General features: G+C 75.2%; 19 protein-coding genes. 11 read left to right on the top strand and 8 right to left on the bottom strand.

Annotated elements, in window-relative coordinates; all coding sequences use genetic code 11:
- Nucleotides 1-21: 21 nt before the first annotated feature.
- Entirely contained in the window at nucleotides 22-708 is a 687-nt protein-coding gene (locus tag ACJTNH_RS11550) for a response regulator (protein WP_458175735.1), read from the bottom strand.
- Between the two features lie 76 nt (nucleotides 709-784).
- Between ACJTNH_RS11550 and ACJTNH_RS11545 the strand changes: the two genes are divergently transcribed.
- From ACJTNH_RS11545 to ACJTNH_RS11535, 3 genes are all read left to right on the top strand, one after another.
- Nucleotides 785-1,501 (top strand): sensor histidine kinase, encoded by a 717-nt coding sequence (locus ACJTNH_RS11545; protein WP_458175733.1) that lies wholly within the window; start codon nucleotides 785-787, stop codon nucleotides 1,499-1,501.
- A 148-nt stretch (nucleotides 1,502-1,649) separates the two neighbouring features.
- Nucleotides 1,650-2,513, top strand: a complete 864-nt coding sequence (locus tag ACJTNH_RS11540; RefSeq protein WP_458175731.1) for a manganese catalase family protein — start codon at nucleotides 1,650-1,652, stop codon at nucleotides 2,511-2,513.
- 133 nt (nucleotides 2,514-2,646) lie between these two features.
- Nucleotides 2,647-2,955 carry a hypothetical protein gene (locus ACJTNH_RS11535; RefSeq protein WP_458175729.1) on the top strand — a complete coding sequence of 103 codons (309 nt, stop codon included), beginning with the start codon at nucleotides 2,647-2,649 and terminating at the stop codon, nucleotides 2,953-2,955.
- 111 nt (nucleotides 2,956-3,066) lie between these two features.
- Here ACJTNH_RS11535 and ACJTNH_RS11530 read toward each other — a convergent pair whose 3' ends face one another.
- A complete protein-coding gene (locus ACJTNH_RS11530) occupies nucleotides 3,067-4,680 on the bottom strand; it encodes a solute symporter family protein (protein WP_458175727.1) in 1,614 nt (537 codons plus the stop codon).
- Complete coding sequence (locus ACJTNH_RS11525; protein ID WP_458175725.1) at nucleotides 4,673-5,047, bottom strand: DUF485 domain-containing protein; 375 nt, start codon at nucleotides 5,045-5,047, stop codon at nucleotides 4,673-4,675. The genes ACJTNH_RS11530 and ACJTNH_RS11525 overlap by 8 nt, the downstream gene beginning before the upstream one ends.
- A 168-nt stretch (nucleotides 5,048-5,215) precedes the next feature.
- Here ACJTNH_RS11525 and ACJTNH_RS11520 point away from each other — a divergent pair, with 168 nt between their 5' ends.
- Both ACJTNH_RS11520 and ACJTNH_RS11515 read left to right on the top strand, forming a co-directional pair.
- The gene (locus ACJTNH_RS11520; protein ID WP_458175723.1) at nucleotides 5,216-6,526 is read left to right on the top strand and encodes a Rieske 2Fe-2S domain-containing protein; all 1,311 of its coding nucleotides are present in this window, start codon (nucleotides 5,216-5,218) and stop codon (nucleotides 6,524-6,526) included.
- Between the two features lie 111 nt (nucleotides 6,527-6,637).
- Nucleotides 6,638-7,096 (top strand): GyrI-like domain-containing protein, encoded by a 459-nt coding sequence (locus ACJTNH_RS11515; protein ID WP_458175721.1) that lies wholly within the window; start codon nucleotides 6,638-6,640, stop codon nucleotides 7,094-7,096.
- A gap of 3 nt (nucleotides 7,097-7,099) precedes the next feature.
- Here the strand turns inward: ACJTNH_RS11515 and ACJTNH_RS11510 are convergent, their stop codons facing one another.
- Nucleotides 7,100-8,341 (bottom strand): MFS transporter, encoded by a 1,242-nt coding sequence (locus ACJTNH_RS11510; protein WP_458175719.1) that lies wholly within the window; start codon nucleotides 8,339-8,341, stop codon nucleotides 7,100-7,102.
- Between the two features lie 191 nt (nucleotides 8,342-8,532).
- Between ACJTNH_RS11510 and ACJTNH_RS11505 the strand changes: the two genes are divergently transcribed.
- The 4 genes from ACJTNH_RS11505 (at nucleotide 8,533) to ACJTNH_RS11490 (ending at nucleotide 14,420) form a co-directional block, all read left to right on the top strand.
- Nucleotides 8,533-10,248 carry a sensor histidine kinase gene (locus ACJTNH_RS11505; protein ID WP_458175717.1) on the top strand — a complete coding sequence of 572 codons (1,716 nt, stop codon included), beginning with the start codon at nucleotides 8,533-8,535 and terminating at the stop codon, nucleotides 10,246-10,248.
- Nucleotides 10,245-10,952, top strand: a complete 708-nt coding sequence (locus tag ACJTNH_RS11500) for a response regulator (protein WP_458175715.1) — start codon at nucleotides 10,245-10,247, stop codon at nucleotides 10,950-10,952. The genes ACJTNH_RS11505 and ACJTNH_RS11500 overlap by 4 nt, the downstream gene beginning before the upstream one ends.
- Nucleotides 10,953-11,182: 230 nt before the next feature.
- Nucleotides 11,183-11,953, top strand: a complete 771-nt coding sequence (locus ACJTNH_RS11495; RefSeq protein WP_458175713.1) for an ABC transporter ATP-binding protein — start codon at nucleotides 11,183-11,185, stop codon at nucleotides 11,951-11,953.
- Between the two features lie 4 nt (nucleotides 11,954-11,957).
- Nucleotides 11,958-14,420: an ABC transporter permease gene (locus tag ACJTNH_RS11490; RefSeq protein WP_458175711.1), complete on the top strand. Its 2,463-nt coding sequence runs from the start codon at nucleotides 11,958-11,960 to the stop codon at nucleotides 14,418-14,420.
- A 99-nt stretch (nucleotides 14,421-14,519) separates the two neighbouring features.
- Here ACJTNH_RS11490 and ACJTNH_RS11485 read toward each other — a convergent pair whose 3' ends face one another.
- Entirely contained in the window at nucleotides 14,520-14,819 is a 300-nt protein-coding gene (locus tag ACJTNH_RS11485) for an AtuA-related protein (protein ID WP_458175709.1), read from the bottom strand.
- Between ACJTNH_RS11485 and ACJTNH_RS11480 the strand changes: the two genes are divergently transcribed.
- Both ACJTNH_RS11480 and ACJTNH_RS11475 read left to right on the top strand, forming a co-directional pair.
- Nucleotides 14,779-15,174 (top strand): LysR substrate-binding domain-containing protein, encoded by a 396-nt coding sequence (locus ACJTNH_RS11480; protein WP_458175707.1) that lies wholly within the window; start codon nucleotides 14,779-14,781, stop codon nucleotides 15,172-15,174. The genes ACJTNH_RS11485 and ACJTNH_RS11480 overlap by 41 nt on opposite strands.
- A gap of 47 nt (nucleotides 15,175-15,221) precedes the next feature.
- The gene (locus tag ACJTNH_RS11475) at nucleotides 15,222-16,439 is read left to right on the top strand and encodes an MBL fold metallo-hydrolase (RefSeq protein ID WP_458175705.1); all 1,218 of its coding nucleotides are present in this window, start codon (nucleotides 15,222-15,224) and stop codon (nucleotides 16,437-16,439) included.
- On the opposite strand, the gene ACJTNH_RS11470 is transcribed toward ACJTNH_RS11475, so the two are convergent.
- From ACJTNH_RS11470 to ACJTNH_RS11460, 3 genes are all read right to left on the bottom strand, one after another.
- Nucleotides 16,423-17,091, bottom strand: coding sequence for a haloacid dehalogenase (locus ACJTNH_RS11470; protein WP_458175703.1), 669 nt, complete (start codon nucleotides 17,089-17,091; stop codon nucleotides 16,423-16,425). The genes ACJTNH_RS11475 and ACJTNH_RS11470 overlap by 17 nt on opposite strands.
- Nucleotides 17,092-17,107: 16 nt before the next feature.
- Nucleotides 17,108-17,977, bottom strand: coding sequence for an Fpg/Nei family DNA glycosylase (locus ACJTNH_RS11465; protein WP_458175701.1), 870 nt, complete (start codon nucleotides 17,975-17,977; stop codon nucleotides 17,108-17,110).
- Between the two features lie 70 nt (nucleotides 17,978-18,047).
- Nucleotides 18,048-19,301: a MalY/PatB family protein gene (locus ACJTNH_RS11460; RefSeq protein ID WP_458175699.1), complete on the bottom strand. Its 1,254-nt coding sequence runs from the start codon at nucleotides 19,299-19,301 to the stop codon at nucleotides 18,048-18,050.
- Between the last annotated feature and the right edge of the window lie 3 nt (nucleotides 19,302-19,304).

Below are 19,304 nucleotides of genomic sequence, written 5' to 3'. Positions count from 1 at the left end.
GGCGATGTCCCGCTCACGCCGTCAGCGCCCGGAGCCGGCCGCTCCGTGTTCGAGGCCGACCCGGCCGGCCAGCGCGGCCGCCTCCACGCGGGTGGAGACCCGCAGCTGGCGCAGCAGGTTGGCCACCAGCCGCTTCACGGTGCGCTCGGAGACGTGCAGCGTGGTGGCGATGTCCACGGTGCTCGTGCCGGCGGCCACCAGCTTCCACAGCCGCCGGTCGTCGGCGGACAGCTGCGCGGCGATGCCCTGGTCGGCGGAGGGCGCGGCGTCGTCCAGCAGCTGGCGCAGCAGTGACTCGGGGATCACCGACCAGCCGTCCAGGACGGCGAGCAACGGGCGGACGAGCGCTTCCGGGCTGGTGGTCTTCGGCAGGAAGGCGCTGGCCCCGGCCCGCAGGGCCTCCAGCGCGGCGTCGGCCTCGGCCAGCCCGGAGAGCGCCACGATCCGCACCATCGGCTCGGTCCGGCGGATGGCCGCGATCGCCCGGGTGCCACCGGGCGGGGGCATGTGCAGGTCCACCACCGCGACGTCGGCGTTGTGCCGGCGCACCAGCGCCGCACCGGCCGACGCGTCCTCGGTGGTGCCGACCACCCGCACCCGGCCACCGCTCTCCGGCGGCAGCAACAGCGACAGCCCACGACTGAACAGCGGGTGGTCGTCGATGACCACCACGTCCACCGGGGGGCGGTGCTCAGCAGCGGCACCCACGTCGAGTCCCTCCACGTCACTCCCAGAGATCGGCTGCGCCCGGCGTGGCTGACCGACCGCAACCCCGGAGGTGCCCGTGACACTCGCTGCCGACACACGCCCTGCCACCCTGCCCGGACTGCTCACCGACCTGGTCCGGGTCGTGCGCAGCCACCTGCCGCACCCGGCCACCGAGGAGGTCAGCACCGGGGACGCCCTGGTGCGCGCGCTCTGCCACGACATGCGCAGCCCGCTGGCCGCCCTGGAGTCGGTGCTCGACCGGCTGGACGGCGACGACGACCGCCGTCCCGAGCTGCTCGAGCTGGCCCGCGCCCAGGCCCAGCACCTGGCCTCGATGCTGCGCACCGCCGACGCCACGGGTGGCGCGCCGGCGCGGCGGGGCGCGCGGAGCCTGGCCGACGTGCTGCAGGCCTCGGTGGCCGCCTCCGGGCTGCCCGGCGCCCAGCTGACCGTGCGGGTGGGGGAGGACGCAGCGGACGTCGTGGTCGGTGACGCCCGGGTGCAGCGCATCCTGACCAACCTGCTGGAGAACGCCCACCGCCACGGGCAGGGCCGGCCGGTGCGGCTGGGGGTCGACCGCCGCGCGGAGTGGGTGGAGTTCGCCCTCACCCAGCCGGGGGTCCCCGCTGACCGGGTGCTGGGGCACCTGCGCCGGCCGACCCCGCCGGTCGACCTGAGCGGGCTGGGTCTGTGGTCGGTGCAGCGGCAGACCCGCGAGCTGGGCGGCCGGCTGGCCTGGCGCCTGGGCGAGGGCGGCGACTTCACCCTGGTGGTGCGGCTGCCGGATCGCTGACGGCGCGTTCCCTCGGGCCTGCGCGGGAGCTGCCGGACAGGTCGGCCCCTGCGGGCCACCGGACGGCACGGGGGTGACAACCGGTGGGGGCATCTGTCTGTTGTCACCGCGAGGGCGGCGACAGCGACGACGCAGAGGGAGAACGCCCGTGTTCACGCACACCCACGCACTCCAGTTCGAGGCCAAGCCCGACGGCCCCGACGCCGACTTCGCCCGCAAGATGCAGGAGGTGCTCGGTGGCCAGTGGGGCGAGATGACCGTCGCCACCCAGTACCTGCTCCAGGGCTGGAACTGCCGCCTGCCCGGCAAGTACAAGGACATGCTCCTGGCCATCGGCACCGAGGAGCTGGCCCACGTCGAGATGATCGTGACGATGATCGACCGGCTGCTGGACCACATGCCGCTCAAGCCCGACGCCGCCGACCGCACCAAGGAGGCCGCGGCCGGCTACGGTCAGCTCAACCCGCAGCACGCCATCGCCAACGGCGGCGGCGCGTCCTACATGGACAGCATGGGCAACCCCTGGACCGGCGCGTACGTCACCGCCAGCGGCAACCTGATGGCCGACTTCTCCTACAACGCCACCGCCGAGATGCAGGGCCGGCTGCAGGTCGCCCGCCTGTGGAACATGACCGACGACCCGGGCGTCAAGGACCTGCTCCGCTTCCTGCTCACCCGCGACCACATGCACCAGCAGCAGTGGCTGGCCGCCATGGAGGAGCTCAAGGCCGACGGCCTGGACGGCATCCCGGTGCCCGAGGCGTTCCCGCTGGAGGAGGAGCTGCCGGAGTTCGCCTACACCTTCATCGACGCCTCCGACGGCGCCGAGGCCGCCAACGGCCGCTGGGCCAACGGCCCGGCCCTGGACGGGACGGACAACACCCTCCGCGCCGCCCCGATCGCCGCGACCGCCGACGCCCCGATCCTGCCCCCGGGCGACCCGCGCCTCTACGGCACCCCGCCGGTGCCGATGCAGGGCCTGCTGCAGAAGGCGAAGGACGCCCTCAAGTGAGTCGCCGCCCCCGGTGATCCGCCACCGGAGGCACACCCGCTGCGCCGTCGCCGTGCCGGCGCCCCGGCTCCGCTGACCAGCGGTCCTGGGACGCCGGCCCGGCGGGCGTCCGACCACCTCTGGAGGTCCCGCCGTGCACCTGTCCAGCCACACCCCGCACCTGCACCTCCCGGCGCTCCGCCTGCCCGGCCGGCTGCCGGTCGCCACCGTGCTGCTCTCGGTCGTCTACGTCGCCGCGATCGCCACCGCCCTGACCACGCCCGGCCAGCACGCCCTCGCCGCCGGCGTGGTGCTCGCCGGCCTGGTCAGCCGCACCGTCGTCCGCCGGCACCGGTCGACCTCCGCCGCGGTCGCCACCGCGACGGCCACCGTCGACACCGCGCTGCCGGTCGGCGCCGACCGTCCCGTGCCGGAGGCCGCCCCGGCCACCGCTGCCGCCTGACCCGGCGGCCGTCCGGCCGCAGGACGGCAACGAGGCCCGCCCCACCGGGGGACGGGCCTCGCGCCGTGCCGTGCACCGGACCCCCTGTCTACGGGGTCCGGCTGCCCCACGTCAGTGGGCGACCGCCTTCTCCGCACCGATGCCGGTCAGCGACCGGACCTCGAGCTCGGCGTACTTGTCGACGTCCGGCTGCTCCTTGGAGACCTTCGTGCCGAGCCAGCCGAGGAGGAACGACAGCGGGATGGACACCAGGCCCGGGTTGCGCAGCGGGAACCAGGCGATGTCGAAGTCCGGGAACAGTGAGGTGTCCGTGCCCGAGACCACCGGCGAGAAGACGATCAGGCCGATGCAGACGACGAGCCCGCCGTAGATCGACCACAGCGCGCCCTGGGTGGTGAAGTTCTTCCAGAACAGCGTGTAGAGGATCGTCGGCAGGTTGGCCGAGGCCGCCACCGCGAAGGCCAGCGCCACCAGGAAGGCGATGTTGATCCCGGCGCGCAGCGCCAGGATGCCGAGCCCGATGGAGACCGCCCCGATGACGACCGCGGTGATGCGGGCGACCCGGACCTCCGCGTTGGGCGCCACCTGGCCCTTCTTGAGCACCGATGCGTAGACGTCGTGGGCGAAGGACGCCGACGCGGTGATCGTCAGGCCGGCCACCACCGCGAGGATCGTGGCGAAGGCGACGCCGGCGATGATGCCCAGCAGCACCGTGCCACCGAGCTCGAACGCCAGCAGCGGAGCCGCCGCGTTGACCCCGCCGGGGGCGGCGAGGATGTCCTCGGAGCCCACCAGGGCGCCGGCGCCGTAGCCGATGACCAGGCTGAACAGGTAGAAGGCGCCGATCAGCCAGATGGCCCAGACCACCGACTTCCGGGCGTCCTTGGCGGTGGGCACGGTGTAGAAGCGCATCAGCACGTGCGGCAGGCCGGCGGTGCCGAGCACCAGGGCCAGCGCGAGGCTGATGAAGTCCAGCCGGGTGGTGCCCGACAGCCCGTACTGGGCACCGGGCTCCAGGACCTGCCCGCCCTCCGAGGCGACCGCGCCACCGAGCAGCGCCGAGAGGCTGAAGCCGTACTCGGCGAGCACCCAGAGCGTCATCACCAGCGCGCCGGCGATCAGCAGCGTCGCCTTGATCATCTGCACGTACGTGGTGCCGCGCATGCCGCCGACCAGGACGTAGAAGATCATCAGCGCACCGACGACGACGACCACCACGGCCTCGGCCGCGGCGCCGCTGACCCCCAGGAGCAGGGCGACCAGGCCGCCGGCACCGGCCATCTGCGCCAGCAGGTAGAACAGCGAGACGAACAGCGTGGAGATGGCCGCCGCGGTGCGCACCGGCCCCTGCCGCATCCGGAAGGCCAGCACGTCGGCCATGGTGAACCGGGCCGTGTTGCGCATCAGCTCGGCGACCAGCAGCAGCGCCACCAGCCAGGCGACGAGGAAGCCGATCGAGTAGAGGAAGCCGTCGTAGCCGTAGATGGCGATGGCCCCGGCGATGCCCAGGAACGAGGCCGCCGACAGGTAGTCACCGGCGATGGCCAGCCCGTTCTGGGTGCCGGTGATGTTGCGGCCGGCCGCGTAGTAGTCGGCGGCGCTCTTGTTGTTCCGGCTGGCGCGGAAGGTGATGAACAGGGTCACCAGCACGAACGCGCCGAAGATCGAGATGTTGACCGCCGGCTCGCCGATGGTCGCGCTCTCGGCGGCGAACAGGTCAGCCACGGGGGGTCTCCTCGGTCCGGGGGGAGGCGAACTCGTGGGCCTCGAGACGGGTGCGCATCTCGTCGGAGATGGGGTCGGTGTTCTTGCTCGCGTGCCGCACGTACAGCTGGGTGATCAGGAAGGTGCTCACGAACTGCCCCAGCCCCAGCAGGATGCCGAGGTTCACGTTGCCGAAGACCTCGGTCGCCATGAAGTCCGGCGCGTAGGTGGAGAGCAGGACGAAGAGCAGGTACCAGACGAGGAACGCCACGGTCATCGGGACGGCGAAACTACGGAACCGGCGGCGCAGCTCGGTGAACTCGGGTGAGTCCTGCGCTTGCCGGTACTCCTCCGGTGTCAGCAGCTTGCGGTCGGTCGGTGGGGTCACGGGGCACCTCACTGTGCGTTGCCTGAGGGTGATCGCGGTCACCCTAGGGTGCCCGGACTCACAACGCGAGTGACCGTGTTCCGATAGTTACGCGGCCGACTTTCGGGGGACCTCGGGATTCCATCCCGGTGCAACGCCGGGGAAACGGCCAGCTGGTGCACTGGGTGCATGGCCCCCTCCAGGACCGAGAGCCCGTGGCCGAGCACGCCCCGGCACCCCCGCGCGGAGGCCGGTACCGGTTGGTACCCGGTGGCCCGGTCCGCCGACGTGGGGACGACGCCGCAGCCGGTGGGCGCCGGCGGGCAGGCCTACGTCGTCCTCCGGCTCCGGCCGGGGGCCGAGGTGACGGCGCTGTCCGCGCGCTGCCCGCACCGGCTCGTGCCGCTGACCGCCGCCACCGTGGTGGACGGGCGCGTCCAGTGCCCTTACCACGGCTGGCAGTTCAACGCGGAGGGCCGCTGCGTGGAGATCCCGTCGCTGGGGCCGGTCGGCGCTCCCCCGCCCCGGGCCGACCTCTCCACCCCGTGGGCGGTGGAGGAGCGGGACGGCTGGGTGTGGCTGGCCCCCGACCCCGACCCCACGCCTACGTCCCGCCCGCCGCGAGCGACCAGCCCCACGCCGGAACCGGTGCCCGACCTGCCGCAGCCCGACGGACCGGTCCTGGACAACCTGCACCCCGCCCTCGAGCACGCCTGGCACCCGGTCGCGCTCACCGGCGAGCTGCGCGCCGGTGGGTACGTGCAGACCCGGCTGCTGGGCCGCACCTGGACGGTGCACCGCCGCCCCGGCGGCGCCCTGGACGCCGACCCGCCCGCCTGGGGCGTGGCCGAGCACCTGGGGGTGGTCTGGATCGCCCCGGCGCAGCCGCAGGTGGAACTGATCGACGTCCCCGGGCCGGCCGACCCGCTCACGCTGTCGGCCTGGTTGGCCCCGGTGCGCAGCGTCGCCCCGGCCGGGCTGCTGGCCGACGCCTTCCTCGACGCGTCCCACCGCTCGCTCGTGGCCCCGGCGTCGCCGGACGCCACGGCCCCGGAGGTGACCCACGACCGCCACGGGTCCACCAGGGTGCACGAGGAGCCCGGACGCCGGGTCACCCACGTCCACCGCGCGCCGTTCCAGCTGCTGCGGCGGGTGGAGGACCTGGCGACGGGAGCGGTGACCACCGTGCTGCGACTGCTGCAGCCCGAGGACGCCGACTCGACCCGGGTGCACACCCGCGTGCTGCTGCACCGGCCCGACGGCTCCGCGGACGCCGACGCCCTGGCCGCCGCGGTGGAGTCGGCCGCGGCCTCGCTGGCCGAGGACCTGGCGCTGCTGCCCCGCCTCGCCAGCAGCGGGCTGCCGCTGCTCCCCCGGGACGAGCTGCACGTGCGGGCCGACCGGCTGGGCGTCGCCCTGCGCCGGACGCTGGCCGACCTCGTCGCCGACTGCGCGGCCCGCGACCGGGCCGCGGCCCTGGAGCAGCGCGCCACCGCCTGAGCCGCCTGCGGCCGGGGCTCGCAGGAATGGGCCGATGAGCGCAGCGGTCACCGCACGGGACCGGTGCGATCGTCCCGCCCGTCGCGCGGTGAGCCGCTACGGTCCTCCGGCGTGACGACGACCTCCCCGGAACTGACCGACCTGCCCGCGCAGCGCGTGGTCGGGGTGCAGGTCGAGGCACCGTTCGACGAGCTGCGCCACCGGGTGCCGATGGCCTGGCAGGCCCTGCTCGGCCGGGCCGCCGAACTGCCGGGCCCGGGGGGCACCGGCTACGTCGAGGCCAGCCAGCACCTCGGGGGTGGGCGCTACCGGGAGACGGTCGGGGTGCTCACCGGCGCCGACACCCCGGTGCCGGCCGGGATGGCGGCGGTCGTGCTGCCCGCGGGGCGCTGGGCGCGGCTGGTCCACGACGGGCCGCTGGCCCAGATCGCGGACGGCTTCGGCCGGCTGCACGACTGGTGCACGGCTCAGGGGCTGCCCTCCGGTGACCTCAAGCTGGACACCGGCTACACCGCCGACGGCAGCGGCCCGCACCTGCTGCACGTCGACGTCCCGGGCGCGCCCGGCTGACGCTCATCCCGGGGCCGACCCGTCGTCCGCGGCGAAGGCGTTCGCCAAGAGGTCCCGATGCGCGGCGAGCAGCCACCACAGCACCCCGGCCAGCACCAGCTGGACGGCGCCGGCCACGGCGAACACGGTGGGCACGCTGGTCGCGTCGGCCAGCAGCCCACCGGCGAGCGCGCCCAGCGGGATCCCGCCCCAGACCAGCGTCCGGTAGCCGCCCTGGACCCGGCCGAACAGCGCCTCGGGGATGAGCGCCTGGCGCAACGACATGGTGAGCACGTTCCAGAACAGCACGCCCGCCGTACCGACCGCGAACAGCGCCCCGGCCACCACGGCGTCCTCGGTGAACGCCATGGCGCCCAGGGTCAGCGCGGCCAGCACCGAGCAGGCCACCAGCGTGGCGGTGCGGCCGATCCGGCCGGCCAGCGGGGCGGCCGCCAGCCCGCCGACCACCGCGCCCACGCCGGAGGCGGTGAGCAGCAGGCCGTAGCCGGCCTCGCCCATCTCCAGGGTGTCCAGGGCGTACAGCACCAGGACGCCGCTGGTCATCGCCGAGGTGAGCGCCGTGCTCGCCGAGACCAGGGTGAGGCCCCGGAGGAACCGGTGCCGCCACAGCCAGCCCACGCCCTCGGCGACGTCCCGGCGGATGGTGGTGCGCGGCCCGTCGCCGCGGGCCGGCCGGTGCGCGCCGGCGATGCCCACCACCAGGACGGCGGCGAGCAGGAACCCGCCCGCGGTGGTGAACAGCGGGGCCGCGGCGGCCAGGGCGAACAGCACCGAGCCCAGCGGCGCGCCGATGAACCCCTGGCTGGCCTCCTCGGCGGTGGTGAGCAGGCCGTTGCCGCGGTCGAGCTGGTCGCGGCGGACCACCTGCGGCAGCATCGCCCGGGCCGCGCTGTCGTACACGGTCTCGGCGACCCCGACGGCGAACGCGACGGCGTAGAGCACGGCCAGCGACGCCGTCCCGGTGATCACGGTGACCGCCAGGGCGGTGAGGGCCAGCGCCCGGACGCCGTTGGCCGCGGCCATCGCCCGCTTGCGGTCGGTGCGGTCGACGAACGCCCCGGCCGGCAGGGCGAACAGCAGCCAGGGCAGGAAGGCCAGCGAGGTCAGGCCGGCGACCAGCACCGGGTCGCGGGTGAGGGTCGCCGCCAGCAGCGGCAGGGCGACCCGGTTGACCCCGTCGGCGAGGTTGGAGGCGGCGCTGGCGGCGTAGAGCCGCCAGAACGCCGCGCCGAGCGAGGTGGACACGAGGTGACCCTCCCACTGCCGTCCGACAGCCCGTCGAGTGACAGCTGAGCGGGGATCCCGGTCGCCGGTCACCCCGCTGGGCTGTCACTCGGCGACGCGCGGGGTCCCACACCGGCTCATCCCGCGGGCTGACACGCGGTTCACCCCGCAGGACGACGACGTGCCGCCCCCCGCTGCCTAGGGTCGGCAGCATGGACCAGCCGCTGCTCGAACGGGTGGCGGCCGGGCCCCGGCGCCACCCCTTCGCGGCCGACGTCGTCCTGGCCTGCCTGGTCGCGCTGGTCACGGTCCCGGTGCCGGGGCTGTCCGGGTACGGCGGGGCCGGCGGGGAGCTGACCGTCCTGGTGGGGCTGGCGCTGTGCGCGCCGCTGGCCTGGCGGCGTCGCCACCCCGTCCCCGCCGCCGCGGTGGTGGCGCTTGTCTGCCTGTTCCAGCTCGTCCTGCTGCCCGCCGAGCTGCTGCTCGCCGACGTCGCGGCCCCGATGATGGTCTACGCGCTGACGGCCCACGGCCCCCGCTGGGCGGGCCGGGCCGGGCTGGTGGCCGGGCTGCTGGGCGCGGTGCTCGGCGGTGCCACGTTCAACCGGGGCCCGACGCCCACCTTCGTCGTCACCACGATGACCCTCCTCGGGGTGACGGTCGTCGCGGCCTGGGCGCTGGGGCTGCTGCGCCGCAGCCACGTGCGGAGCGAGCAGCCGGACCGCCTCCCCGCCGCTGCGGGCCAGCCACTGCTGGAACGCGCCGCGTCGTGGCTGCGGCAGCACCCCTTCGGTGTCGACGCCGCCCTCGCTGCGGTCGCGGCGTTCTTCCTGGTCGTCTCCGCGACGGGCTACGACACCGGCGGGTCCGCCGCCACCTCGGTCCTGCTGTCGCTGTTGCTGATCGTCCCGCTGGCCTGGCGCCGCCGCCGACCGGTCCGTGCCGCCGCGGTGGTCGTCGTCGCCAGCCTGCTCGAGCTCGTGCTCGTCCCGGGGTACTTCCTGCCCGCGAACATCGCCGCCCCGGTGATGGTCTACGCGCTGGCCGCCTACGCCCCTCGCCGGGCGAGCAGGGCCGGGCTGGCGATCGGGCTGCTGGGCGCCGTGCTCGCCTCGGCGGTCTACTTCGGCGAGGGCACCTGGTTCGGTTTCGTCTTCGCCGCCGGCGTCATCGGCGTGCTGGTGGTGGCCTGCTGGGCGCTGGGCGACCTGCGACGGGCGCGGCTGCAGCAGGTCGCCGGCCTGGAGGAGCGAGCCCGGCTGCTGGAGCTGGAGCGCGAGCAGGAGATGCGGCTGGCGGCGTCCACCGAACGGGCCCGGATCGCCCGGGAGATGCACGACGTCGTCGCCCACTCGCTGTCGGTGGTCATCGCCCAGGCCGACGGCGGCCGCTACGCCGGCCAGTCCGACCCGGCGGCGGCGACCGGTGCACTGGAGGCGATCTCGGCGACCGGCCGGCAGGCGCTGACCGACATGCGGAAGCTGCTCGGGGTGCTCCGCGAGGGCGACGGGCAGGAGTTCGCGCCTCAGCCCGACGTCGCCGCGATCGACCAGCTGGTCGCCGACGTGCGGGCCAGCGGGCTGGACGTCGAGCTGGTCGTGCAGGGCAGCCCGCAGCCGATGCCGGCCGGGGCGCAGCTGGCCGCCTACCGGATCGTGCAGGAGTCGCTGACCAACGTGCTCAAGCACGCCGGCCCGGCCGGGCGGGCCTGGGTGCGGCTGCAGTGGCGCCCTGACGCCCTCGAGCTGGCCGTGCTGGACGACGGGCGCGGCGCCTCGGCCGCGATCGTGGAGTCCGACGGGCAGGGCCAGGGGCTGCTGGGCATGCGGGAGCGGGCCGAGCTGCACGGCGGACGGCTGACCGCCGGACCACGACACGGCGGCGGGTTCGGCGTCCAGGCCGTCCTGCCCTACCGTTCCCCCCGATGAGCACCGACCCGATCCGCGTCGTCCTCGTCGACGACCAGCAGCTGGTGCGCGCCGGCTTCCGGATGGTCATCGACTCCCAGCCCGACCTCACCGTCGTAGGTGAGGCCGGCGACGGCGCGGCGGCGGTCGAGCTGCTGCGCCGCACGCCGGCCGACGTGGTGCTGATGGACGTGCGCATGCCCGGCACCGACGGCATCGCCGCGACCGAGCAGGTGACGGCGCTGCCCGAACCGCCCCGGGTGGTCGTGCTGACCACCTTCGACCTGGACGAGTACGTGGTCGCCGCGATCGGCGCCGGGGCCAGCGGCTTCCTGCTCAAGGACGCCCCGCCGGAGGAGATGCTCGCCGCCGTCCGCACGGTGCACGCCGGCGACTCGGTCATCGCGGCCAGCTCCACCCGCCGGCTGCTGCAGCACGTGGCCCCGATCCTGCGCGGCTCCGGCGGCTCCGGGACGACGCAGGCCGATCCGGGCGCGCTGGCCGAGCTGACCCCGCGGGAGCGGGAGGTGCTGGTGCAGATGGCCTACGGCGCGACGAACACCGAGATCGCCGGCCAGCTGTTCGTCAGCGAGGCGACGGTGAAGACCCACGTCGGGCGGGTGCTGGCCAAGACCGGGTCCCGGGACCGGGTGCAGGCCGTGGTGCTGGCCTACCGCACCGGCCTGGTCGCCCCCGCCGACCTGCTCCGCGACGCCCCCGCCTGAGCCCCCGAGGTCTGCTCCGCCGAGTGCGGAGCTGTCGACGTCTCCGGGCACGACGCCGCGTCGACGCGCCGTCACTCGGCGACCTGCCGGGCGTCCTCCCGGAGGATGACAGCAGGTCAGCCCCCGGGGGCAGCGGCGCGCTCGCACAGACCAGCCCGTGCGGCGACGCGGGCGCAGGCCTCCGGGCGAGAACGTGATCACGTCCTGATCACCGCCTCTGGAGGCCTGCAGTGTCCGTCCCCGTCATGACCGTCCCGGGTGAGCCCGCGGCGACCGCGTCCGCCGCCGTCCGCGCCACCGACCTGCGCAAGACGTACGGCTCCGGCGAGACGGCGGTGCACGCGCTGGCCGGTGTCGACGTCGCCTTCGAGCGCGGCGCCTTCACCGCGATCATGGGGCCCTCCGGCTCCGGCAAGTCGACCCTCATGCACTGCCTGGCCGGCCTGGACGCCGCCAGCGCCGGGCAGGTCTGGCTCGGCGACACCGAGCTGACCAGCCTGCGCGACGACCAGCTGACCAAGCTGCGCCGGGAGCGGATCGGCTTCGTCTTCCAGTCGTTCAACCTGCTCCCGGTGTTGAACGCGCAGGACAACATCCTGCTGCCGATGCAGCTGGCCGGGCAGCGCCCGGACCGCGCGTGGATGGACTCCGTGATCGCCCGTCTCGGCCTGCGCGAGCGCCTCCAGCACCGCCCGCACGAGCTCTCCGGCGGCCAGCAGCAGCGCGTCGCCGTGGCCCGGGCCCTGCTCCCCCGCCCGGACGTCGTCTTCGCCGACGAGCCGACCGGCAACCTGGACAGCCACGCCGGCGCCGAGGTGCTGGACCTGCTGCGCTCCAGCGTGCGGGAGACCGGGCAGACCGTCGTCATGGTCACCCACGACCCGGTGGCCGCCGCCTACGCCGACCGCGTCGTCCTGCTCGCCGACGGCCGGCTGGCCGGCGAGGTGCACCAGCCGACCACCGACTCGATCATCAACGCGCTGCGTGGACTGGGGGCCTGACGCCATGCGAGCAGTGACACTGGCGAGCATCCGGGCGCACCTGCCGCGGCTGATCGCCTCCACCCTGGCGATCGTCATCGCCGTGGGCTTCGTGGTCGCCACCCTGGTGCTCAACGAGACGACCAAGGCCACCGTGCTCGAGGCGGCCGGCGCCCAGTACGTCGACACCGACGTGGTGGTCACCTCCGACAGCGGCACCGGGCTGGCCGGGCAGGTCGACGCCCTCACCGGGCTGGACGGCGTGCAGGCGGTCGACCCGACCTGGCAGACCTCCGTGCAGGCGGTCGCCCCCGGCCGCACCGGCGCCCAGTACCTGCTGGTCGAGTCGGTCGCCGCCGACCCGCAGCTGCGCTGGCAGCAGCTGACCGCCGGTGCCCTGCCGGTCCGGCCGGGCGAGGTCGCGGTGAGCGAGCGCGTCGGCGCCGAGGTCGGTGACGTCCTCCCGGTGACCACCTACGACGACGAGGGCACCGCGACCACCACCGACGCCACGGTGACCGGCGTGGTCGACCTGGGCGGCGACCCGACCGCTGGGATCTACGGCAAGGCCTACGTCACCGCCGACCAGGCGCAGGCCTGGGGCGCCACCGAGCCGACGGAGCTGCGGATCGCCGGCACCACCGCCGCCGACCCCGACGCCCTGATCGGCGAGGTGCGCGCCGCCCTGTCCGGTGAGGACGTCACCGTCCGCACCGGCACGGAGCAGGCCGAGGAGTCCGTCGCGGCGCTGACCGGCGACGCCACCTGGCTCACCACCTCCCTCCTGGTGTTCGCCACCATCGCCGTGCTCGTCGCCGGGCTGGTCATCGCCAACACGTTCGCCGTGCTGCTCGCGCAGCGGACCCGCGACCTCGCGCTGCTGCGCTGCGTCGGTGCGACCGCCGGGCAGGTGCGCCGCAGCGTGCTCGGCGAGGCCGTGCTGACCGGACTGGCCGCCTCGGTGATCGGCGTGCTCGCCGGCATCGGCCTCTCCGCCGCCGTGTCGGCCGTGGTGTCCGGCATCGACTCACCGATCCCGCTCGCCGGGGTGTCCGTCCCGCTGTACGCCGTCGGGGTCGGCATCGCCGTCGGCACGCTCACCACGCTGGTCGCCGCCCTGGCCCCCGCCCGTGCCGCCACGAGGGTCGCCCCGCTCGCCGCGCTGCGGCCCACCGACCCGGCGCCACTGCGCTCCCGAGGCGGCGTCGCCCGCCTGGTCACCGGCCTGCTGCTCGCCGTCCCGGGCGTCGCGCTGATGGTGCTGGGCGTGGTCTCCGCGTCCATCCTGGTCGCGCTGGCCGGCGGGGTGCTCAGCTCGCTGGGGTTGCTGCTGCTCGCCCAGCGAGCGGTGCCGCCGATCGTCGCGGCCGCCGGCCGGCTGCTCGGCCGGTTCGGCGGGCTCCCGGCGCGGCTGGCCACCGGCAACGCGACCCGCAACCCCCGCCGGACGGCGGCCACCGCGACCGCGCTGCTGATCGGCGTCACGCTGACCACCGCGATGGTGGTCGGGGCGAGCTCCACCCGGGCGACCGCCCAGGCGGGGCTGGCGGCCAACTACCCCACCGACGTGATCGTCGAGGCCTTCGGCGAGCAGGTGCCCCCGTCGCTGCAGGGCCAGCTGGAGGCGGTGGACGGCGTGGTCGCGGCCACCGGGCTCACCGCGGCGGACCTCACCGGGCCCGACGGCACCGAGACCTGGGCCAACGGCGTCGACGCGGCGCAGGCCCTGCCGGTGCTGCGCTCCACGACCGAGGTGACGCTCCCCGAACTCGGCGAGGTCGTGCTCTCCGACTGGGAGGCCGACACCTGGGGCGTCGGGCCGGGCGACTCGGTGACCCTGACCGCCGGCGACCGCTCGCGGACGCTGACCGTCGTGGCCGGCGACACCACCCGCCCACTGCTGAGCAACACCGACCTGCAGGCACTGGTGCCCGGGGCCGCGGTGGAGACGATGTGGCTGCGGCTGGCCGACGACGTCGACCAGACCGCGGTGATCGACGAGGTCACCGACCTGGCGGGCACCGCGCTGCCCACCTCGTTCGTCACCGGGCTGGCCAGCGAGCGGGCCGCGATCGACGAGGTGGTCGACGTCCTGCTGCTGGTGGTCACCGGGCTGCTCGGCGTGGCCGTGGTGATCGCGCTGATCGGGGTGGGCAACACCCTGGCCCTGTCGGTGGTCGAGCGGCGGCAGGAGAGCGGCCTGCTGCGGGCGCTGGGCCTGACCCGCGGCCAGCTGCGCGGGCTGCTGGCCTGGGAGGCCGTGCTGGTCGCCGGGGTCGCCGCGGTGCTCGGCGTGCTGATCGGCGGCACCTACGGCCTGGTCGGCGCGGCCTCGGCGCTCGGCGAGGTCGGCGAGGTGGTGATCAGCATCCCGTGGCTGCAGGTGCTGGCGATCGTGCTGGTCGCCACGGTGGCCGGGCTGCTCGCCTCGGTGCTGCCGGCCCGCCGGGCGGCGAAGACCCCGCCGGTGGCCGCCATCGCCGGCTGACCGCTGCTCCCCGGCGTGCTCGCCGACGGTCCCACGCAGTTGAGCTCTGCCCCGCTCGTGGGGCAGAGCTCAACTGCGTCCGGGGACCGCACCGGGCGGTCAGACCTCCAGGCTGAGCAGGTGGTAGCTCAGCGCCTTGCCGTGGCCGTCGAGCACGGGCGACCCGGTGACACCACCGCCGAGCACGCCGGGCAGCGTGAAGACGAGACCCGGCAGGTGCGGCTGCACGACCCGACGGACCTCCCCCCGGACCAGCGGGGCGAAGTGGGCCGCCACCCGCTCGGGCGTCAGCTCCCGTTCCAGCACGACCGCGGCGTCGGCGTCCCGCGGCAGGACGGCGAGGATCAGCGTGTCGCCCTTGTCGCTCTGCTGCGCCTTCGCGCCGGGGCACCGCTTCACCGGCCGCAGCACGCTCGGCTGGGCCGACCTGACCGACGAGCCGTTCATCACCTTCGGCCCGGACAGCAGCATCCGTGGCGCGGTCGACCAGGCCCTCCGGACGGCGGGCGCGACCCCCGGCCCCGTCCTCGAGGCCCGCAACGTGGGCGCCGTCGCCGGCCTCACGGCAGCGGCCCTCGGGGTGACCGCCGTTCCCCAGCTGGTGCTCCCGATGATGGCCTTCGCGGGCCTGCAGCACGTCCCGCTGACCCCGACGGTCGAGCGCAGGATCAGCCTGGTGCGGGCACCCGACCGGCCGCTCACGCCCAGCGCCGAGGCGTTCGCCGCCGAGCTGCGCGCGGGCAGCTCCACCTGAGCACCGCCGCCCAGCGCGGACACCGCGGGTCGGGGGATGCTGGGGGCGTGCCGTTCCTCCGCCGTGCCGCCACCGCCACCGCTGCCACCGCCCTGCTGGGCGGCGTGAGCTGGGTCGCCCGCGCCGCCTGGGGCCTGCCCGTCGCCCTGGGCGCCAGCAAGCGCCGGCTGCGCCCGACCGTGACCGGGTCGCCGCAGTTCTCCGACGGGAAGTTCCACAACAACCTGCCCACCCCGGCACTGGCCCCGGCGAACGCCCGCGACGGGCTGCTGCGCCAGTGGCACGAGGACCGGCACAAGGGGCTGCCCGGCGGCCCGATCCCGCTGGTCACCCCCGAGCTGCCCGAGCAGGCCGGCGAGCTGGCGGTCACCTGGTTCGGCCACTCCAGCGCGCTGCTCGAGGTCGACGGCCGCCGGGTGCTCGTCGACCCGGTCTGGGGCGAACGGGTCTCGCCGTCCCCGCTGATCGGCCCGGCCCGGCTGCACGAACCACCGGCGCCGGTGGAGAGCCTGCCGCCGGTCGACGCGGTGCTGATCAGCCACGACCACTACGACCACCTCGACCTGCCGACGGTGCGGGCCCTGGTGCGCGAGCAGTCCGCGCCCTTCGTCGTCCCGCTGGGGATCGGCACCCACCTGCGCGGCTGGGGAGTGCCCGACGACCGGATCGTGGAGCTGGACTGGGACGCCGCCACGACGGTCGCCGGGCTCACCCTCACCTGCACGGAGGCGCGGCACTTCTCCGGCCGGTTCCTCTCCCGGGACACCACGCTCTGGTCCTCTTGGGTGGTCACCGGCCCGCGGCACCGGGTGTTCTTCGGCGGCGACACCGGCTACACCCCGGCCTTCGCCGGGATCGGCGCCCGGCTGGGCCCCTTCGACCTCACCCTGCAGCCGATCGGCGCCTACAACGACGCCTGGCACGCCATCCACATGGACCCGGAGGAGGCGGTGCGGGCGCACGGCGACCTCGGCGGCCGGGTGCTGGTGCCGATCCACTGGGCCACGTTCAACCTGGCGTTCCACCGCTGGGCCGAGCCGGTGCAGCGGCTGCTCACCGCCGCGGACGCCCGCGGGGTCACCGTGGTCGTGCCGCAGCCGGGCGAGCGGGTCGACGTGCTCTCCCCGCCCCCGCTGCGCGACTGGTGGACGGCGGTCGGCTCGGCCGGCGACGGGGAGACCGGCCCGGAGGCCGGCCTGGCCGCCGCGGCCGCTGCCCGGGCGCGACGGACCGGTCCGCTCCGCCGGCTCAGCTCGCGGCGCTGAGCGCGTCGAGGACGGCGGGGAGCTCCGCCAGGTCCTCGACCTCGTGCTGCGGCTGCGGGCCCTCCGGATCGACCCGGTGCCCGGGCCTGCGCACCCGGACGACGGCCAGCCCGGCCTCCAGCGCGCCGCGGGTGTCCCGGGCCGACGCGGGCACGTGCACGTCGACGCCGGCGGCGGCCGCCCGCTGGTAGAGCTCGGCGTGCGGCTTGTACGCGTGCAGCCGCTCGCTGGTCAGCACCGCGTCGTCGTCGACCAGCGCGGCCGCCCGGGTGCGGCGGAACAGGGCGTCGTCCACGTTGGACAGCACCCCGACCCGGTGCCGCTCGGCCACCAGCGGCAGCGCCCGCCCGACGTCGGGCCACAGCGGCCAGTCCGGCAGCGACTCCAGCAACGCCAGGGTGTCGGCGGTGGCGTCGGCGTCCAGCCCGCGGGCCGCGTAGGTGTCGCCGAGCGCGCGGCGGCAGTGCTCGGCGAAGGGCACCCACTCGGCGGCGTCCTTCTGGGAGGCCTTGTTGCGGGCGTCCCAGTCGTCGTAGAGGTCGGTGCCGGCGACCTCCCAGCCGCGCCCGCCGGCGAGGGCGTCGAAGGCCGCCGACCCGCCGGTGCGGGAGTCGATCAGCGCGCTGAAGAGGTCGAACGTCACCAGGGCCATGCGGCCCATCCTGCGCTCATCGCAGCAGCTTGGACATCCGGCGGTCGGCCAGCGGCTTGCCGCCGGTCTGGCAGGTCGGGCAGTACTGCAGCGACGTGTCGGCGAATGACACCTCGCGCACGGTGTCCCCGCACACCGGGCAGGGCAGGCCGGTGCGGGCGTGCACCTGCAGCCCGGCCCGCTTCTCGCCCTTGAGCGTCGCCGCCCGCTGGCCGAGCTGGCGCTCCAGCGCGCCGGTCAGGGTCTCCCGCATCGCGGTGTGCAGCCGGAGCAGCTCGTCGTCGGTGACCTTGTCGGCCATCTTGAACGGCGACAGCCGGGCGGCGTGCAGGATCTCGTCGGAGTAGGCGTTGCCGATGCCCGACAGCACCGTCTGGTCGGTGAGGGTGCCCTTGAGCTGGGTGTGCCGGCCGGCCAGCAGCGCCCCGAACGTCTCGGTGTCCACCTCGAGGGCGTCGGGGCCGAGCCGCGCGACGCCGGGCACCTCGGCCGGCGACCGGACGACGTAGACCGCCAGCCCCTTGCGCGTGCCCTGCTCGGTGAGGTCGAACCCCTCGGGCAGCTCGCCCTCGCGCGGCTCCAGGTGCACCCGCAGCGCCAGCGGCCCCTTGCCCGGCTTCGGCGGGGCGGTCGGCAGGTTCTCCCGCCAGTGCAGCCAGCCCGCCCGGGCCAGGTGCACCACCAGGTGCAGCCCGGAGACGTCGAGGTCGAGGAACTTGCCGTGCCGGGAGGCACCGGTGACCTCCAGCCCGGCCAGCGCGGACAGCGGCGGGTCGAAGGTCTTGATCGCCTGGACGCCGGCCAGGTCCACGCGCGTGATCACTCGGCCGACGGCGTTTTCCCGCAGGAACGCCGCCAGCGCCTCCACCTCGGGCAACTCGGGCACCCGCCCATGATCCACGTGGAACGCCGTCCCCGTCGTCCCCCGGACGGGGGCTTGGTCGTTCCGGCCCCCTTCAGGGGCCCGCCGTGAGCTGGCGAATGGTGGGGGGAAGGGGGTCCTTCATGGCGGCGGCCATCCGGTCGACGATGGTGCGCAGCACCGGACGCGGGGTGGCCAGCGTGAGCCGCACGTGGCCGGTGCCGGCGACGCCGCACTCGGGGCCGTCGACCAGGGCCACCCCGGCCTCACGCAGGAAGAACTCCGCCAGCGGCTCGCCGATGCCGAGCTCCCGGCAGTCCAGCCAGGCCAGGTAGGTGCCCTCGGGCGGGGTGTACCGCACCTGCGGGAGGCGCTCGGCGAGCAGCTCGGTCAGCAGCCGGCGGTTGCCGTCCAGGTAGCCCAGGACGCCGTCCAGCCACGGGCCGCCCGCGGTGAACGCCACCGTGTTGGCGATCGCGCCCAGCGTGGAGCAGCCGTGCTCGGGCCGTTCGGACACCTCGGCCCACCGCGCGGCGTCCGCGTCGTTCGACAGCAGCAGCTGCGCGCACTTGAGCCCGGGCAGGTTCCAGGCCTTGGACGCCGAGGTGGCGGTGAGCGTGTGCCCCGCGGCGAGCTCCGACACCGAGGCGTAGGGCCGGTGGACGGCGCCCGGCAGCACCAGCGGGGCGTGGATCTCGTCGGAGAACACCCGGGCGCCGTTGCGGTCGACCACCTCGGCCAGCGCGAGCTGCTCGGCCTCGGTGAACACCCGGCCGGTCGGGTTGTGCGGGTTGACGTGCACCAGCAGCGCGCCTGGGGTCAGCACGCCGTCGAGCGCGGCCAGGTCGTAGCCGAGCCGACCGTCCGGCCCCGGCACCATCGGCACCTGGACGACCTCCCGGCCCAGCTCCCCGGGCACCTTGAGGAAGGGCATGTACGCCGGGGTCGGCAGCACCACCGGTGCGCCGGCCGGGGTGAAGTGCTCGACGGCCACCTGCAGCCCGGCGACGACGTCGGCCAGCGGCGCGACCCGCTCGGCCGGCACGCCCCAGCCGTACCGGTGCTGCTGCCACCGCGCGCACGCCGAGGCCAGCGCCAGCTGGGTGGCCGCCGGCAGGTACCCGAACGCCGCCGCGTCGACGGCCTCGTGCAGGGCGCGGGTGACCACCGGCGCCGTCCCGAAGTCCATCTCGGCGACGAAGGCCCCGATCGCCTCGCCGTACCGGGTCCACTTCAGGCTGCCGGCCGCGCGCAGCGAGTCCTCGCTGAGCGCGTCGAAGGAGGCGGGGTCGAACGAGGCAGGGTCGAACGAGGCAGGGTCGAACGAGGCAGGGAGGTCGTCGTCCACCCG

The organism is Modestobacter lacusdianchii, assembly GCF_054177765.1.
Note: the sequence above shows the minus strand (reverse complement) of the source record. Positions and strands in the feature narration are given on the sequence as shown.

Excerpts from the sequence above, each read along its gene's own strand:
- ACJTNH_RS11470 (WP_458175703.1), bottom strand. The coding sequence starts at position 17,091 with ATGGCCCTGGTGACGTTCGACCTCTTCAGCGCGCTGATCGACTCCCGC.
- ACJTNH_RS11520 (WP_458175723.1), top strand. The coding sequence starts at position 5,216 with ATGGCCCCCTCCAGGACCGAGAGCCCGTGGCCGAGCACGCCCCGGCAC.
- ACJTNH_RS11500 (WP_458175715.1), top strand. The coding sequence starts at position 10,245 with ATGAGCACCGACCCGATCCGCGTCGTCCTCGTCGACGACCAGCAGCTG.
- ACJTNH_RS11490 (WP_458175711.1), top strand. The coding sequence starts at position 11,958 with ATGCGAGCAGTGACACTGGCGAGCATCCGGGCGCACCTGCCGCGGCTG.
- ACJTNH_RS11505 (WP_458175717.1), top strand. The coding sequence starts at position 8,533 with ATGGACCAGCCGCTGCTCGAACGGGTGGCGGCCGGGCCCCGGCGCCAC.